This is a genomic window from Chryseobacterium sp. WG14 (assembly GCF_024586945.1).
Taxonomy (GTDB): domain Bacteria; phylum Bacteroidota; class Bacteroidia; order Flavobacteriales; family Weeksellaceae; genus Chryseobacterium.
In genome coordinates this window covers 67689-82422 of sequence record NZ_JALCZD010000006.1, presented here as the reverse complement: position 1 = coordinate 82422, position 14734 = coordinate 67689, and the positions used below count along the sequence as shown (strand labels likewise).

16 protein-coding genes are annotated in these 14734 nt (G+C 35.9%); 10 read left to right on the top strand and 6 right to left on the bottom strand.

Translation table 11 applies throughout. The annotated features are described in order from the left end of the window. Nucleotides 1-251: 251 nt before the first annotated feature. The 4 genes from MP478_RS12055 to MP478_RS12040 are packed head-to-tail and all read left to right on the top strand — an operon-like array spanning nt 252 to nt 2767. Nucleotides 252-1103, top strand: coding sequence for an alpha/beta fold hydrolase (locus tag MP478_RS12055; protein ID WP_257200577.1), 852 nt, complete (start codon nt 252-254; stop codon nt 1101-1103). Next, a complete protein-coding gene (locus tag MP478_RS12050) occupies nt 1103-1573 on the top strand; it encodes an RNA polymerase sigma factor (protein ID WP_257189825.1) in 471 nt (156 codons plus the stop codon). The genes MP478_RS12055 and MP478_RS12050 overlap by 1 nt, the downstream gene beginning before the upstream one ends. After that, nucleotides 1563-2156: a hypothetical protein gene (locus MP478_RS12045; protein ID WP_257200576.1), complete on the top strand. Its 594-nt coding sequence runs from the start codon at nt 1563-1565 to the stop codon at nt 2154-2156. The genes MP478_RS12050 and MP478_RS12045 overlap by 11 nt, the downstream gene beginning before the upstream one ends. Then, complete coding sequence (locus MP478_RS12040; protein WP_230038238.1) at nt 2153-2767, top strand: trans-aconitate 2-methyltransferase; 615 nt, start codon at nt 2153-2155, stop codon at nt 2765-2767. The genes MP478_RS12045 and MP478_RS12040 overlap by 4 nt, the downstream gene beginning before the upstream one ends. Before the next feature lie 106 nt (nt 2768-2873). On the opposite strand, the gene MP478_RS12035 is transcribed toward MP478_RS12040, so the two are convergent. The 3 genes from MP478_RS12035 to truA form a co-directional block, all read right to left on the bottom strand. After that, nucleotides 2874-4619: an ABC transporter ATP-binding protein gene (locus tag MP478_RS12035; RefSeq protein ID WP_257200575.1), complete on the bottom strand. Its 1746-nt coding sequence runs from the start codon at nt 4617-4619 to the stop codon at nt 2874-2876. A gap of 180 nt (nt 4620-4799) precedes the next feature. Then, the gene (locus MP478_RS12030; RefSeq protein WP_257189828.1) at nt 4800-5153 is read right to left on the bottom strand and encodes a hypothetical protein; all 354 of its coding nucleotides are present in this window, start codon (nt 5151-5153) and stop codon (nt 4800-4802) included. A gap of 25 nt (nt 5154-5178) precedes the next feature. Then, a complete protein-coding gene (gene truA / locus MP478_RS12025; RefSeq protein WP_257200574.1) occupies nt 5179-5931 on the bottom strand; it encodes a tRNA pseudouridine(38-40) synthase TruA in 753 nt (250 codons plus the stop codon). A gap of 87 nt (nt 5932-6018) precedes the next feature. Here truA and lpxK point away from each other — a divergent pair, with 87 nt between their 5' ends. The 6 genes from lpxK to MP478_RS11995 all read left to right on the top strand — a co-directional run bounded on the left by lpxK (nt 6019) and on the right by MP478_RS11995 (nt 11853). Continuing rightward, nucleotides 6019-7044 carry a tetraacyldisaccharide 4'-kinase gene (gene lpxK / locus MP478_RS12020; RefSeq protein WP_230038248.1) on the top strand — a complete coding sequence of 342 codons (1026 nt, stop codon included), beginning with the start codon at nt 6019-6021 and terminating at the stop codon, nt 7042-7044. Next, the gene (locus tag MP478_RS12015) at nt 7028-7843 is read left to right on the top strand and encodes a purine-nucleoside phosphorylase (protein ID WP_257189830.1); all 816 of its coding nucleotides are present in this window, start codon (nt 7028-7030) and stop codon (nt 7841-7843) included. Before lpxK ends, MP478_RS12015 begins: the two co-directional genes overlap by 17 nt. Before the next feature lie 301 nt (nt 7844-8144). After that, nucleotides 8145-8660, top strand: coding sequence for a thioredoxin family protein (locus tag MP478_RS12010; RefSeq protein WP_257200573.1), 516 nt, complete (start codon nt 8145-8147; stop codon nt 8658-8660). A gap of 80 nt (nt 8661-8740) precedes the next feature. Next, a complete protein-coding gene (locus tag MP478_RS12005) occupies nt 8741-9196 on the top strand; it encodes a GNAT family N-acetyltransferase (RefSeq protein ID WP_257189832.1) in 456 nt (151 codons plus the stop codon). Nucleotides 9197-9238: 42 nt separating this feature from the next. Next, the gene (dinB, locus tag MP478_RS12000) at nt 9239-10336 is read left to right on the top strand and encodes a DNA polymerase IV (RefSeq protein ID WP_230038257.1); all 1098 of its coding nucleotides are present in this window, start codon (nt 9239-9241) and stop codon (nt 10334-10336) included. A 44-nt stretch (nt 10337-10380) separates the two neighbouring features. Continuing rightward, nucleotides 10381-11853 (top strand): alpha-amylase, encoded by a 1473-nt coding sequence (locus MP478_RS11995; RefSeq protein WP_257189834.1) that lies wholly within the window; start codon nt 10381-10383, stop codon nt 11851-11853. Between the two features lie 74 nt (nt 11854-11927). Here the strand turns inward: MP478_RS11995 and MP478_RS11990 are convergent, their stop codons facing one another. From MP478_RS11990 to MP478_RS11980, 3 genes are all read right to left on the bottom strand, one after another. Continuing rightward, complete coding sequence (locus tag MP478_RS11990) at nt 11928-12095, bottom strand: hypothetical protein (RefSeq protein WP_257200572.1); 168 nt, start codon at nt 12093-12095, stop codon at nt 11928-11930. Nucleotides 12096-12313: 218 nt separating this feature from the next. Continuing rightward, nucleotides 12314-13654, bottom strand: coding sequence for a carboxylesterase family protein (locus MP478_RS11985; protein WP_257200571.1), 1341 nt, complete (start codon nt 13652-13654; stop codon nt 12314-12316). A 170-nt stretch (nt 13655-13824) separates the two neighbouring features. Then, entirely contained in the window at nt 13825-14727 is a 903-nt protein-coding gene (locus tag MP478_RS11980; RefSeq protein WP_257200570.1) for an AraC family transcriptional regulator, read from the bottom strand. Between the last annotated feature and the right edge of the window lie 7 nt (nt 14728-14734).

Below are 14734 nucleotides of genomic sequence, written 5' to 3'. Positions count from 1 at the left end.
TATATTTATTTCTATAATTTAAAAAAGATCAAAAAAAATAATGGAATAAACATTTGTATTGAAAAAGATTCTCAATGAAGAAAAAATTTCTTTATTTTAAAAATGAAGAGTATATAACTTTCTTTTGTTTTAGCCTTATATAGAGCTTTGCAGCAAAAAATGCTTTTTAAAAAAAAATAATTAAAAAATATTGTAACATTTTCAAAAGGCTCGTCTCTAAAAGACAAATAAACCTTAAAACCTTAGAGATCATGAAAAAGTTCACATTCCTTCTTATCATCATGTTATTTTTTGCAGCATTATGCAATATATTCGGTCAGGAAAAATCATATCCATTTGAAGTAAAGAAAACCGGAAAAGGAAAACAGTCTTTAATTTTTATTCCTGGTTTTGCCTCATCAGGAGACGTTTGGAATGAAACTACAGCAAAATTCGAAAAAAATTACACTTGTTATACTTTAACCATGGCAGGGTTTGCAGGGATAAAACCAGAAACTGATGCCAGTTTTAAAAATTGGGAAAAAGCAATTGCAGCCTTTATAAAGGATACAAATATCGAAAAACCTATTATCATCGGGCATAGTATGGGAGGAGGCCTGGCTTTGGCTATTGCCGCAGATTATCCTGACCTTCCGGGTAAAATTATTATCGTAGATACGCTGCCTTGCCTGGCTGCACTATCCAATCCTGATTTTACAGCTAAAGAAAATAATGACTGCTCAGCAATTGTTAATAAATTAACCGCCATGACAGATGAACAATTCCGCCAAATGCAGACACAATCTATCCCCCGTCTTCTGGCGGATACTTCCATGCAGGAAACCGTAATCAACTGGAGTATGAAATCTGACAGAAAAACATTTGCCAGTATGTACTGTGATTTCTCCAATACAGATCTCAGAGAGAAAATAAAAAGTATACGGTGCCCCTCTCTTGTTCTGCTGGAATCTTATTTCGTTAATTTTAAACCAGCTATCGAGGATCAATATAAAAATCTAAAAAACACCAATATGCAATATGCTTCCAAGGGATTACACTTTATTATGTATGATGATAAAGAATGGTATTTTAATCAGCTGAACAACTTTTTGTCTGCGAAATAATGGTATTTGAAGAAATATATGAACTATACTGGCAGAAGATATTCCGTTTGTGTATGGGATATGTGAATGATACTGATTCTGCTCAGGATCTGGCTCAGGAAACCTTTATTATTGTATGGCAACAACTACCAAAATTCAGAAACGAATCCAGTGTAGGAACATGGATCTTTAGAATTGCCTCCAATAATTGCCTGCGTCAGATTGAGAAAGAAAAAAGATTTACCAAAACAGACCTTCCTATTAATCTCGAAGAGAAAAAGCAGGAATCGCTGGAGCCTCAAATACAATTGCTTTATCAGTTTATTTCAGAGCTTCCTGAAACAGACCGTATTATCATTTCTCTGGAACTGGAAGAAGTAAAACAGGCAGAAATAGCCCATATTGTTGGTCTTTCAGAATCCAATATCAGGGTAAAAATCCACAGGATAAAAGAAAAATTAACGCAAAAGTTTAAAGAAAATGGATACTAATATAGATTTCAAGAATATATGGAAGCAACAAACTTCCAAAAAACCTGATCTGGAAGATCTTCTTGACAAACTGAAAAAGTTTAAGAATGAAAATCTCCGCAAAATCATCATCATGAATGTTTTATTGATTGCCACTTCCCTAGGTATTGCCTTCATCTGGTATCAATTTCAGCCTCAGCTTATGACTACAAAAGCAGGAATCATACTTGTCATTTTAGCAATGGTTATCTTCTTATTGGCTTATAACAAAATGTTTATGGTTTTTTATACCCTTGACCATACTCAGTCCAACAGCCAATATCTTCAGAGTCTGTATACAGTGAAAAATAAGCAGAAATTTATGCAGACTACCATGCTGAACCTATATTTCATAATGCTTTTCCTGGGAATCTGTCTTTATATGTATGAATATACTTTACAAATGACCTCTTCTTCTGCTGTATTCGCGTATATCCTTACGTTGGCATGGATAGGTTTCAACTGGTTTTATATCAGACCTAAAACGATCAGAAAACAAGAGGCTAAACTTAATGGATTAATTAATAAATTTGAAGAAATTAATAATCAACTACAGGACTTATGAATTTTTCAGAAAATAAAATCTATTGGGAAAACGTATATGAAACAAAGAATCCTGAGCAGGTAAGCTGGACACAGGAAAAGCCACAAATCTCCCTTGATTTTATTAAGTCAGCAGGATTGGGAAAAGACGCCAAAATTATTGATATTGGTGGCGGAGACAGTAATCTTGTAGATTTTCTCCTTACAGAAGGATACACCAACATTACCGTGCTCGACATTTCTGCCAAAGCATTGGAAAAAGCAAAACACAGACTGGGAGATGCCGCTGATCAGGTGAAGTGGGTTGCTGCGGATATCACAGCATTTACACCTACGGAAACTTATGATATCTGGCATGACAGGGCTGCCTTTCACTTTCTGACAACACCTGAGCAGGTTTCAAAATATATAGATATTGCAGAAAAAAACATAACCGGATGCATGGTCCTTGGAACTTTTTCTAAAAATGGCCCTACCCGATGCAGCGGGCTGGATATCCGGCAGTATGATGAAGAATCTCTGGCTGAAACATTTAAATCCGGATTTGAAAAAATAAAATGCATCACTGAAGATCATATCACACCTTTCAATACCCTTCAGAATTTTGTTTTCTGCAGTTTTAAAAAGCTTTAAAAACACATTGTTCTATTTTTATGAGTAAGACCCGAGAAAATCTTTGATTTTCTCGGGTCTTACTCTATATTAGTTTTAAAAACAGCAATTATACTTTGCACTGGGTTTATGATTCCGCTTCTACCTCATGACGCAGCTGAGCCTTGTAAAGAGTAGCATAATATCCGTTTTTATCCAAAAGATCAAGATGTGTTCCTTCTTCCACAATTTTGCCATGCTCCATAACAATAATCTTATCTGCTTTTTCAATAGTAGAAAGTCGGTGTGCTATAATAATTGATGTTCTGTTTTTAGTAATCTTTTCCGTAGCTCTTTGGATCAGCTTTTCACTTTCATGGTCAATGGAAGATGTTGCCTCATCGAGAATCAGAATTTTGGGATCTGATAAATAAGCTCTAAGGAAAGATAATAATTGTCTCTGCCCTAAAGAAATAGAGGAACCTCTTTCACTTACTACATAATCATAACCGCCAGGCAGCTGTTCTATAAATTGGTCAACTTCAATTTCTCTTGCTCCCGCTTTTATTTTTTCCAGCGTGATACTGTCATCACCAAAGGCAAGGTTTTCAAAAATACTTCCATGGAAAAGAAAGACATCCTGCAATACAACTCCGATATGGCTTCTTAAATTATAAAGCTCATAATCTTTAAGATCTACATCATCAATAAGTATTTTTCCGGAATTGATATCATACAGTCTGGTGATCAGACTGATAATGGTGGATTTCCCAGCTCCCGTTGCCCCTACAATAGCCACTGTTTCTCCCGGATTTACTTTAAAGTCGATACCTTTCAGCACCTCCTGTTTTTCATCATAAGCAAAATGTACATCATGAAATTCAATTTTACCTGCGAAATGGTCTTTTTGTATAGTTCCGTTGTTTGGCATTGAATTATCCTCATCCATCAGCCCCAATACTCTTTCAGCTCCTACAATACCTCTCTGGATATTATTAAAACGGTCTGCAATCTGTCTCAACGGACGGATCAGCATTGAAATATATTGAATAAAAGCAATTACAACTCCTGCACTGATCGTAATATAACCTCCGTAAAACAGGATAAATCCTATAAAAAGAGAAGAAATAAGCTCTACAACGGGAAAGAACAATGAGAAGATGAAAACCGTTCTCAATAATGCTCCTTTCAGGGTAATATTAATATCATCAAATTTTTTGAATTCAGATTCCTGTCTGTTGAATACCTGAATAATAGGCATTCCCGCCAATCTTTCCTGAACAAAAGAGTTTTGATTGGCAGTCCAGTTTCTCTCGTCTCCAAATGCCTTTTTAAGTCTTTTCTGGAAAAATCTTGTAATGATAACCATTAAAGGTAAAATAGCCAAAGTGATATAACTTAAATGCACATTGGTATTGAACATCATGATCAATACAAAGACAATCCTCAGAACATCTCCGAAAACCATCAGAAAGCCGTCCGTATACACTGTTGCAATCGTTTCAACATCTCCTACAGCACGGGTGACCAGCTGTCCGATAGGTGTTTTATCAAAAAATGAAGTTCTGAAATAGATCAGCTTGGCATATAATCTTTCTCTGATATCCCGAATTACATTTTGCGAGATAAAATTTGAAAAATAGACTAAGAAAAAGTTTAAAACAGTTTCTGCAAATACCAATCCCACCAAAATGTAGATATGCTTCATCATTACAGCTTTATCCTGCAATTTTGTAATATCATTATCCACCACTTCCATGGTAAGATATGGTCTGTAAGTAGAAACAATTGAAAGTATGACAGAAATTACTAAAGTAAGAATGAACCAAGAACGAAATTTCATTCCAATAAAGAACAATCTTTTTATAATTCCCCAGGTATCTTGTTTTTTCATTGTACAAATAGAAGAAAAGAATTAAAATAAAATTCTATGCAAAAATAAGATTTTATAATTGGACTGGCTTCAGAACTTTTACAAATCCTAATAGAAAATTTCAGATACCTGTCATTTACAATATGAATATCTTCCGTCTGTTTTATATGAATTAAGTGGTAGCAGTCTTTGTATCGCTACCTAACTTTGCTGACTTTCGGATACTTCCCCTATTTTTTCTATTTCTATGGAAGGTTTTTGAAGATGTTCTTTTTGGAATTTTTTCTCAAGAAGCTGGTAAATACCCCATACTGCTGCAATAGAGATCACCCAGCCAATCATATTGACCAAAGAAAATCCGGTATAGTTCACATCTTCCAAAGCGGCAGGATCAGTGAGTCCTTTATAAACTCCATAGCTCATTCCTAAAACAATCTGGCTTCCCAAATAAATTCCTATCGCCAAAAGGCCGAAATGCCATTTTGTTTTTCCAAATCTCCCGGCTAATTGTGCATAATACCGATAAGCACCAATAAGTATAAAAATTGATAACATGGTTATTTCTTTTAGTTTTTTTTATTTAAAATTCGTAGCCTACATCTACCAGATATAATCCGTGAGCAGGTGCTGATGTACCCGCAGCATTACGGTTTTTGTCTTCAATTACTTTACGGAGATCCTCAGGCTTCAGTTTCCCGACCCCAATCTCTACCATGGTTCCCACAATAGCCCGAACCATATTTCTTAGAAAACGATTGGCGGAAACAGTGAATTTCAATTCTGATCCTTCCTGCTCCCATTCTGCTTTATACATTTTACAGATATTCGTTTTGTTATCTGTTTTTAATTTTGCAAAACTCGTAAAATCCTCATATTCAAACAAAATCTTACAGGCCTCATTCATTTTATCAATATCCAGTGATCTTTTCCAGTGCTGCCAGGCAGATTCCTGTGTAAATGGATTTTTTTCCAGCGAAATATAATATTCATAGGTTCTGTAGGTAGCATCAAAACGGGCATGGAAATCGTCCTTCACCCGAAAAATCTTTTTAATTGAAATATCAGGCGGAAGAAAACCATTCAGTCTCCTCGGAAACTGATCATTCAGCTCCTGTTCCGTATCAAAATGAGCAAATATTTTTTTGGCGTGAACTCCTGTATCTGTTCTTCCGGCTCCCGTAGTTTTAATTTCTTCCCTTAAAATTGTGGAAAGAGCTTTTTCCAGTTCTTCCTGTACAGAAATAGCATCCGGCTGTATCTGATAGCCGAAATAATTCTTTCCGTTGTAAGAAAATTCAATAAAGTATCTCAATGTAGTATAATAACTCCGCAAAAATACTTTAATTTACTGAAATATTTGTTGAAAAGTCTTTGAGAATATGACAACAATCCTTATGAAAATTCCTATTTTTGCAATCGTATGAAAAGATGGTACCTTTATCCTTTTTCCCTCGGTTATCATTTGGTAACGGGTATCCGAAACACAATGTATGATTTAGGGATTTTTAAGTCGACAAAATTCAAGACACCGATAATCAACGTCGGAAATCTTTCTGTGGGCGGAAGTGGAAAGTCACCGATGGTGATGTATCTTGCCCAGTTTTTATCCAAACATTACAGAACCGGAGTGCTCTCCAGAGGTTACGGAAGGCTGACCAAAGGGTATGAAGTAACTAATTATGAGAGTAATTATAAAATGGTGGGTGATGAAGCAATGCAGCTTTTTGAGCGTTTTAAAAACCGTTTTGTAATCGCTGTTTCAGAAGAAAGAGTTCCCGGTGCCAAAAAAGTGATCGAAGATATGGACCTTAATGTACTGGTATTGGATGATGCCTTACAGCACAGAGCTATCAAAGCCGGGTTTAATATTCTGATGACAGACTTTAATGATCCTTATTTTAAGGACTACCTTCTTCCTGCCGGAGATCTTAGAGAATCCAGAGCGGGTGTCAAAAGAGCAGACATTATTATGGTCAGCAAATGTCCTGATGAACTTACTGAAGAAACAAAACGCTATTATATTTCAAGAATAAAACCTTCTTATAAACAGAAAGTATTCTTTTCATCCATTGGGTATGACGAAAATGTATACGGAAAAGAGAAAATGCTTCCTGATAACAACCTGAATTATTACGACATCTTACTGATTACAGGAATTGCTAATCCTAAACCACTGTTGGAGCATCTTGCAAAATTTTCGAAAAGAGTAAAACATCTGAAATTCAGAGATCATCATAATTTTACAGATGATGATATAAAAAAAATCGTTGCGGAATATAAAAAATTAGGTGAATATAAGCTGATATTAACCACAGAGAAAGATTATGTTCGTCTGAAAACTTTTGACTATCTTAGAGATATTGTTTACTACTGGCCTATCAATGTTCTCATTGATAAAAAGGAGGAATTCAATCAAATCATCTTGGATTATGTTAAAAAATATTAAGGAGACCGCAGATTTCATTAGAAATATCATTCAGGATACTCCTGATTTTGCGGTTGTTTTAGGTTCAGGACTGGGAAAACTGCAACATGAAGTAGAGCCCATCCATATTTTAGAGTATAAAGACATCCCCAATTTTCCACAAACTACGGTAGCAGGGCATACCGGAAAGCTGATCTATGGAATACTGGAAGGAAAAAAAGTGCTGATGATGAGTGGCCGTTTTCATTATTATGAAGGACATTCTATGGAAACTGTGACTTTCCCTATACGGGTTTTTCATTTGTTGGGAATTCAAAACCTTATTCTTTCCAATGCCTGTGGCGGAGTAAATCCTGCTTACAGTGTTGCAGATATCGTTATTTTAAAAGATCATATCAACATGATGCCCGAACATCCGCTTCGGGGTAAAAATATTGATGAACTTGGGCCTCGTTTTGTAGATATGAGTGAGCCTTACAATAAAGAAATGATCAGGGTAGCTGAGCAGGCTGCTTCTGAAAATAATATCAAGATCCACCAGGGTATTTATGTAGCCCTCCAGGGACCAACTTTTGAAACACCTGCCGAATACGGTATGATTAAAGCTATTGGTGGTGATATGGTAGGGATGAGTACCGTACCGGAAGTTATTGTTGCCAGACACATGGGAATGGATGTTTTCTGTATGTCCGTCATTACAGATCTTGGCGGTCCGGATATTGCCCTTTCCGTTTCTCACGAAGAAGTACTGAATGCGGCCAATAAAGCAATGCCTAATGTCATTGCTGTGGTAAAAGGCTTGATTAAAGCATACCCATAACAAGTATTTATTTCAACGCCAAAAGGTGTTTTTTTGGGCACTAAGTTATTTTAAGTGCCAACCTGTATATAAAAAGTACTCCTACATTTTGGGAAAGCCTCTGATTTTAATCAATACGTCACCTGAAGGAATGAGAATTCTACTTGGGTGGCAAATTAAAGATTGACAAGGCGGTCTATTAATACTATCATTTATGTTTAAACTATAGAAATTATCAATATTATAAATTTTTCCTAATTCATAAAAAATGAATTATCAATTGCTTTTCATTCATTAGATTTGTATAAATGAAATTGTCAGAATGAGAAAGTTGTTAGTAATTTTTATGGCAGGTATTTTTGGACTCAGTTATTCACAAAAGGTACCTACAGCTCTAAAAACGGGATTTTCCAAAGAAGCATTACAGCAGAAACTGGAAGATGAAGAAGGAAAGAGCATCACGGTTCAGCAGATACTTGATCAGCATAAAGGAAAAGTTTTAGTCATTGACTTTTGGGCCGGATGGTGCAGGGATTGTTTGAAGGCACTTCCTAAAGCCGAGGTCTTAGAAAAAAACAATCCGAATGTAGATTTTGTATTCTTATCATTAGAAAGATCAAAAGAAGGTTTTGATAAAAGTCTTGTCAGGTTCAATATGAAAGACAAAAATAATTATTGGTTTGCTTCCGGGTGGAAAAATGACTTCAATAATTATGTAGATCTTAATTGGATTCCAAGATATATGGTTATTGATCAGAAATCGGCCATCGCAAAATATTATGCTATTTCTCCCGAAGATCCTGAAATTCAACAGACCATAGATCATCTTTTAAAATAGTAATATTCATTTAACCGGGGAATAAAAGCTGAGCGCTTTCAATTTATTTTTTACGTTAAAAAATTCAACAATTGAACACCATGACTACAAGAGAAGCAAAAGAAGAGGATTTAAAGATTCTTTTAGAATTTGAACAGGGAATTGTTTCGGCAGAAAGACCTTTCAACATTACACTTATTGATGGCGAGATCCATTATTACGATTTGACACATTTTATAAAATCTCCGGATGCGGTCTTAATTGTTGCTGAAGAGAATAATGAAATCATAGGATCTGGATATGCCCTCATCAAAAAAGCAGGAAGCTATTATTACAAATTTGAAAAGTATGCTTATCTGGGTTTTATGTATGTAAAACCTGAATACAGAGGAAAAGGCGTTAATAAAGTGATTACCGACGAACTGATCAGTTGGGCAAAGGCCAGAGATATTTCAGAAGTAAGACTTGATGTATATGCTGAAAATGAATCTGCTGTCAAAGCCTATGAAAAAGCAGGTTTTGAACCTCATCTTCTTACTATGAGATTGAAACCGTAACGAATAATTCAGCATAAATAAAGGAATCCATATCTTTGTGATATGGATTTTTCTTTGCCGCTTCGTAAAATTATTCATGTGGATATGGATGCATTCTATGCTTCTGTGGAGCAGCATGATAATCCAACACTGAAAGGCAAGGCCATTGCTGTAGGAGGTCAGCACAGAGGTGTTGTGGCTGCGGCCAGCTATGAAGCCAGAAAATTTGGAGTCCGTTCGGCAATGCCCAGCAAGACAGCAAAGGAAAGATGTCCTGATCTTATTTTTGTACCGCCCCGTTTTGCCCGGTATAAAGAAATTTCAAAAAAAATCCGGGAAATTTTTCACGAATACACAGATCTTGTAGAACCATTATCTCTGGATGAAGCCTATCTGGATGTCACTGAAAATAAAAAAGGGATGGATTCCGCCAATCTGATAGCCCGGGAAATCCGTCAGAAAATATTTGAGGAAACCGGATTAACCGCTTCTGCAGGAATCTCAGTGAATAAATTTCTGGCAAAAGTAGCTTCTGATATCAATAAGCCTAACGGACAGAAAACGATTCATCCTGATAAGGTAGAAAGTTTCCTTGAAGAATTACCTGTTGAAAAATTTTACGGTGTTGGAAAAGTTACGGCTAACAAAATGTTTAGTTTAGGAATTTACAAAGGAAAAGATTTAAAAAAAAGATCGCTGGAAGATCTGGTAAGGCTTTTTGGAAAATCGGGTGCCCATTATTACAATGTGGTACGGGGAATCCATACTTCGGAAGTAAAACCTCACCGGATTCAGAAAAGTGTAGCAGTGGAAAGAACTTTTTTCGAAGATCTTTTTGATGAACAGCAGATCAATGAAAAACTGGAAAGCCTCGGACAGGAACTTCATCAGCGCTTACAAAAAAATAATATTCTTGGAAGAACCCTCACATTAAAAATTAAATATAAAGACTTTTCCCTTTTTACAAGAAGTATTACTCAGGAAAATTATTTCAGTTCTCCGGAACAGTATTTCAGCATTGGAAAAAAACTTTGGGAACTTCGTCCTTATGATAAAGCAGTCCGCTTACTGGGACTATCCCTTTCTCAACTCAATACTGAGGAAAAAAAGCTGATTTCTGTTCAACTAAAAATTCCGTTTAAAGAATTCGAAAATGAATAGATAAAAATTTTTCGTTATCTTGTATCTACCAAATCCTCAAATATATGAACCAAACAATGATTCAGTTTTTCCACTGGTATTCTGAAGGTGATGGAAAATTGTGGAAAGAAGCCGAAAAACAGGCCGGATATTTATCAGAATTAGGAATCACATCCGTATGGTTCCCTCCTGCTTACAAAGGAACCAATGGAGGGTATTCCACAGGATATGACGCCTATGATCTTTATGATCTTGGCGAATTTGACCAAAAAGGAACTGTATCTACGAAATATGGCAGTAAAAATGAGTATCTAAAAGCGATTAAAGCACTTAAAAATCACAATATAGAAGTTATTGTAGATATCGTGCTGGGGCATAAAGCGGGAGGTGATGAGCTGGAAAAATTTAAAGCAGTAAAAGTAGATGAAAACAACAGGGAAAAAATTATTTCTGATGTCATTGAAATAGAATCTTATACTAAATTTACATTTCCGGGAAGAGGAAAAAAATATTCTGATTTTGAGTGGAACTTTACCTGCTTCAGTGGTGTAGATTATGCAGAAGGTATGGATTCTCATATTTTTAAAATACAGTCTGAATATGGAAATGACTGGGAAGAAATGATAGATGATGAGAAAGGAAATTATGACTATCTGATGTATAATGACATTGAGCACAGAAATCCTTTTGTACGGGAAGAGCTTAATAACTGGGCAAAGTGGTATTTCGACCAGACCGATTTTGATGGAGTGAGGCTGGATGCCTTAAAGCATATTTCTTTTGATTTTTACAAAGAATGGATTTCCCTGCTTCGTTCCAATACAGGAAAAAATATTTTTGCTGTAGGTGAATACTGGGCACCGGGCTATCTCCATCTTCTTCAAAAATATATTGAGGTTACCGAAGGCTGCATGAGTCTTTTTGACAGCTCCCTGCAGAATAACTTTCACAATGCTTCAAGGGAAGGTGATTCTTATGACCTGCGAAGAATTTTTGATGAAACGCTTACCCAGGCAGATCCATTACATTCTGTAAGTCTTGTTGCCAATCATGACACCCAGCCTTTACAAGATCTGGAAGCTCCGGTAGAGCCTTGGTTTAAGCCTATTGCTTATGCTTTGATCTTATTGAGGAAAGAAGGCTACCCGTGTGTATTTTATCCTGATCTATATGGTGCTCATTATGTTGATAAAGACAGAGAAGGGAACGATCAGGAGATATTCATGCCTAAAATAGATGGCCTTGAAATACTTCTTAAAGCAAGGAAAGATCATGCATATGGAAATCAGCGGGATTATTTTGAAGATGCCAACTGTCTTGGATGGGTACGGGATGGTGATGATCAGCACCCGGGGTGCGCTGTTGTCTTAAGTAATAAAGATGCCTACAACAAGCCCATGGAAATAGGAAAACAATATGCCGGAAAAAGTTTCAGGGACTTATTGAAAAGATATGAAGAAAAAATAACGATTGATGAAAACGGCTGGGGAGATTTTCCTGTTCCTGCAGGAAATGTGAGTGTATGGATCAGTGAATAAGAACAGATATCAATAAAAAAGCATACCTGCCCAAATGAGTCATGTATGCTTTATCATTATTTAATTGATAGTTTCTAGCATTGAATACCCCGGCAGTTTCTAAAGTCTATAGCCCACTCGCAGCAGAAATTTTCTTCATTATAAGCACAGCAAACTCTGTCACGGATGATGATTCCACCTTTCATATTTTTAAGTTCTTGTCTGTCGAATCTCCGTGCGTTAAGAAAAAGTTTTGTTTTCATGATTATTATTTTTTATGGTTTAGTTATTAAATATACATTAAAAATAATAATTACAAATGAATAATAAACGCCAACTGCATGTTTTAGTATATAATTCACAGAAAACAAATATTGAAAATACAGTTGACCATCCGTCAAAAAGTTCTTTGAATTTTTGCCACCCTTCCAAGGAAGGGAATATTTATTAAGATTAGGGATTTTACAAGATTGATGTATAGCTACATCTTTCGGAGTTCCAGGATTTCAGGTCTTTCGGCAATATCGGATATTTTTCCGGTACGGACAAACTCCGCCCAGAGCGCTCTTACTCTTTTCCCATTTTTATGAATATATGTCCATGGAATATCTTTTAACAGTCCTGAGGATTTCCACGCTGGTTCATTTCCAAAAATCAACGGCAGATCAATACAGTGTGGTGCTCCGATATGATTATCTTTCAACAGGGAATGAATTCTGAACAAATAAACATTTCCTCCTGCTTTTGCGTAATTATCTGCAAATAACTTTGCCGGATGGCCATAGATGAACTCGGTGGTTTTCCTAACTATTTTATTCATTATTTTCAACCCCATACCCTTCCCGAAAAAAGGATGTAAAGATTCTGAAGTTTTAAGATAAAATGCTGTTTCATCATTATTCAAACCAATCAGAACATCATATTTTCCGGCACTCTCTTTCCATTTTGTTTCAGATTCTTCTTCTCTGCACAAGGGAGGAAATCCATACTGCGTTCCAAATGGCATTGCTGCTTTTAAACCATATTTAAACACTGATGGGACGAACTTTCTGTACTCATCCGCTATTTTCAAAACATCGGTTTCATCTTTCAGTATTTCTGTTTTTCTGAGGAATTCAGCTGACATCTTTTGTCTTTTATGACGTAACCCTAAAGGAGCACTCTGGATAATGACCCGGTGAAATAATCCATCTGTTCCTTCTGAAATCATCAGATGGGCTATTGCATCACCTCCTGAAGACTGCCCCATAAGGGTAATATTTTCAGGATCTCCTCCAAAATCAGCAATATTAATCTGGACCCATTTTAATGCTTCAATAATATCAAACAGTCCAAGATTCGGAGGTCTCTTTTCATCGCCACCTAAAAAACCAAAGATTCCTAAACGATAGGAAACACTTACTACAATGATATGTTGTTCCTTTACCCATCCGGCAGGATCTGCAGTATCCATATCACCACAGCCAATCTCATGAGAACCTCCATGAATCCAAACAACTACAGGAAGTTTTTCATTTTCAATAATGTTTTCAGGACGGGTCACGGAAAGATACTGAGTAGACTCATCAGTCTCGAAGACTTCAACAGGTATTGTACCGATCATCTTTTCCACAAGTGGGCTTAATGCCTGTGGACAAACGGGAGTTTTATCAGGAGGAAGATTATCTGATAGGGAAGATTCTACCGGAACAGGTAATTGAAATCTTTCGGAATGGGCATAACGAATACTTTTAGCCTTGATGATCCCGTTTTGTTTTAATGCAATAATTTTTCCAAAACGAGTTTCAAAAATAAAGGTTTCTTGCTGATTTGGTGTCGTCATTAGATTGTGAAAACTTTTCTCTTTAAATTTAATTTTGTTTTTTGAGAACAGAAAATTATTTAAACAAAAAATCTTATAGTTTAAACCACGAATCTCACGAATGGACGCACAAATATTCACTAATCAGAATTGTATTAGTGAAAAAACTAGTGTTATGAGTGTTGAAAACTTTAGTTCAGGAGTTTATATTCACTGGGAGAAATTCCTACTTTGGTTTTAAATAACCGGGTAAAGTGCTGTGGATATTTGAACCCCAGATTATAGGAAATTTCACTGATTGATTTCTCCTGATCCAGGATTTGTTCTTTGGCCACATCAATCAGTTTGTTGTGGATAAATTCCTGTGCTGAAACTCCCAATTCCTTTTTGATAAGATCTCCAAAATAATTAGCTGAGAGATTGAGTTTTTCTGCAAAGTAGTTCACCATGGGAAAGCCTATATTTTTAGGATCATCAGATTTTAAATATTCATCTACGAGATCTTCAAATTTTCCGATCACTCCCTGGTTAATATGATCTCTGGTAATAAACTGGCGGTCATAAAAACGCATGCAGTAATTTAAAAACAGTTCAATATTATTAACAATGAGTGACTTGCTGTGTTTATCAATAGACTGTTCCAGCTCAAGTTTAATATTTTTAAAGCAATCCAGTACCACTTCTCTTTCTTTCTCGGAAAGATGGAGTGCTTCATGTACGTCATAAGAGAAAAATGAATAGTCTTTGATGTTTTTTCCTAAGTTGGTTCCTTTTATCAAATCCGGATGGAAAATTAAGGCAAAACCTGCAGGCTGAATAGATCTGTCTTTATTATAAATTCCATAGGTTTGACCAGGAGCAATAAAAACCAAAGTTCCTTCCTGATAATCGTAGCTGTGCTTTCCATACTGCATGTCTCCACACATTACATCTTTCAGAAAAACGGTATAAAACCCAAACATTCTTTTATGCTGGCAAATAGGATCTGATTTTGAAAAATCAATGATACTTACCAGCGGATGCAGGGTTTCATGATTTGCCATTTTATTATATTCCGAGACCGTATTATAGATTTCAACCTCCTGATTTTCCATGAAGTAT

What these genes read in the sequence shown, in the direction of transcription:
- MP478_RS12055 (WP_257200577.1), top strand. Translation starts at nt 252, where the DNA reads ATGAAAAAGTTCACATTCCTTCTTATCATCATGTTATTTTTTGCAGCA.
- MP478_RS12050 (WP_257189825.1), top strand. Translation starts at nt 1,103, where the DNA reads ATGGTATTTGAAGAAATATATGAACTATACTGGCAGAAGATATTCCGT.
- MP478_RS11995 (WP_257189834.1), top strand. Translation starts at nt 10,381, where the DNA reads ATGAACCAAACAATGATTCAGTTTTTCCACTGGTATTCTGAAGGTGAT.
- MP478_RS11980 (WP_257200570.1), bottom strand. Translation starts at nt 14,727, where the DNA reads ATGGAAAATCAGGAGGTTGAAATCTATAATACGGTCTCGGAATATAAT.
- MP478_RS12045 (WP_257200576.1), top strand. Translation starts at nt 1,563, where the DNA reads ATGGATACTAATATAGATTTCAAGAATATATGGAAGCAACAAACTTCC.
- MP478_RS12005 (WP_257189832.1), top strand. Translation starts at nt 8,741, where the DNA reads ATGACTACAAGAGAAGCAAAAGAAGAGGATTTAAAGATTCTTTTAGAA.
- lpxK (WP_230038248.1), top strand. Translation starts at nt 6,019, where the DNA reads ATGAAAAGATGGTACCTTTATCCTTTTTCCCTCGGTTATCATTTGGTA.
- MP478_RS12015 (WP_257189830.1), top strand. Translation starts at nt 7,028, where the DNA reads ATGTTAAAAAATATTAAGGAGACCGCAGATTTCATTAGAAATATCATT.
- MP478_RS11985 (WP_257200571.1), bottom strand. Translation starts at nt 13,654, where the DNA reads ATGACGACACCAAATCAGCAAGAAACCTTTATTTTTGAAACTCGTTTT.
- dinB (WP_230038257.1), top strand. Translation starts at nt 9,239, where the DNA reads ATGGATTTTTCTTTGCCGCTTCGTAAAATTATTCATGTGGATATGGAT.
- MP478_RS12010 (WP_257200573.1), top strand. Translation starts at nt 8,145, where the DNA reads ATGAGAAAGTTGTTAGTAATTTTTATGGCAGGTATTTTTGGACTCAGT.
- MP478_RS12035 (WP_257200575.1), bottom strand. Translation starts at nt 4,619, where the DNA reads ATGAAAAAACAAGATACCTGGGGAATTATAAAAAGATTGTTCTTTATT.
- MP478_RS12030 (WP_257189828.1), bottom strand. Translation starts at nt 5,153, where the DNA reads ATGTTATCAATTTTTATACTTATTGGTGCTTATCGGTATTATGCACAA.
- MP478_RS11990 (WP_257200572.1), bottom strand. Translation starts at nt 12,095, where the DNA reads ATGAAAACAAAACTTTTTCTTAACGCACGGAGATTCGACAGACAAGAA.
- MP478_RS12040 (WP_230038238.1), top strand. Translation starts at nt 2,153, where the DNA reads ATGAATTTTTCAGAAAATAAAATCTATTGGGAAAACGTATATGAAACA.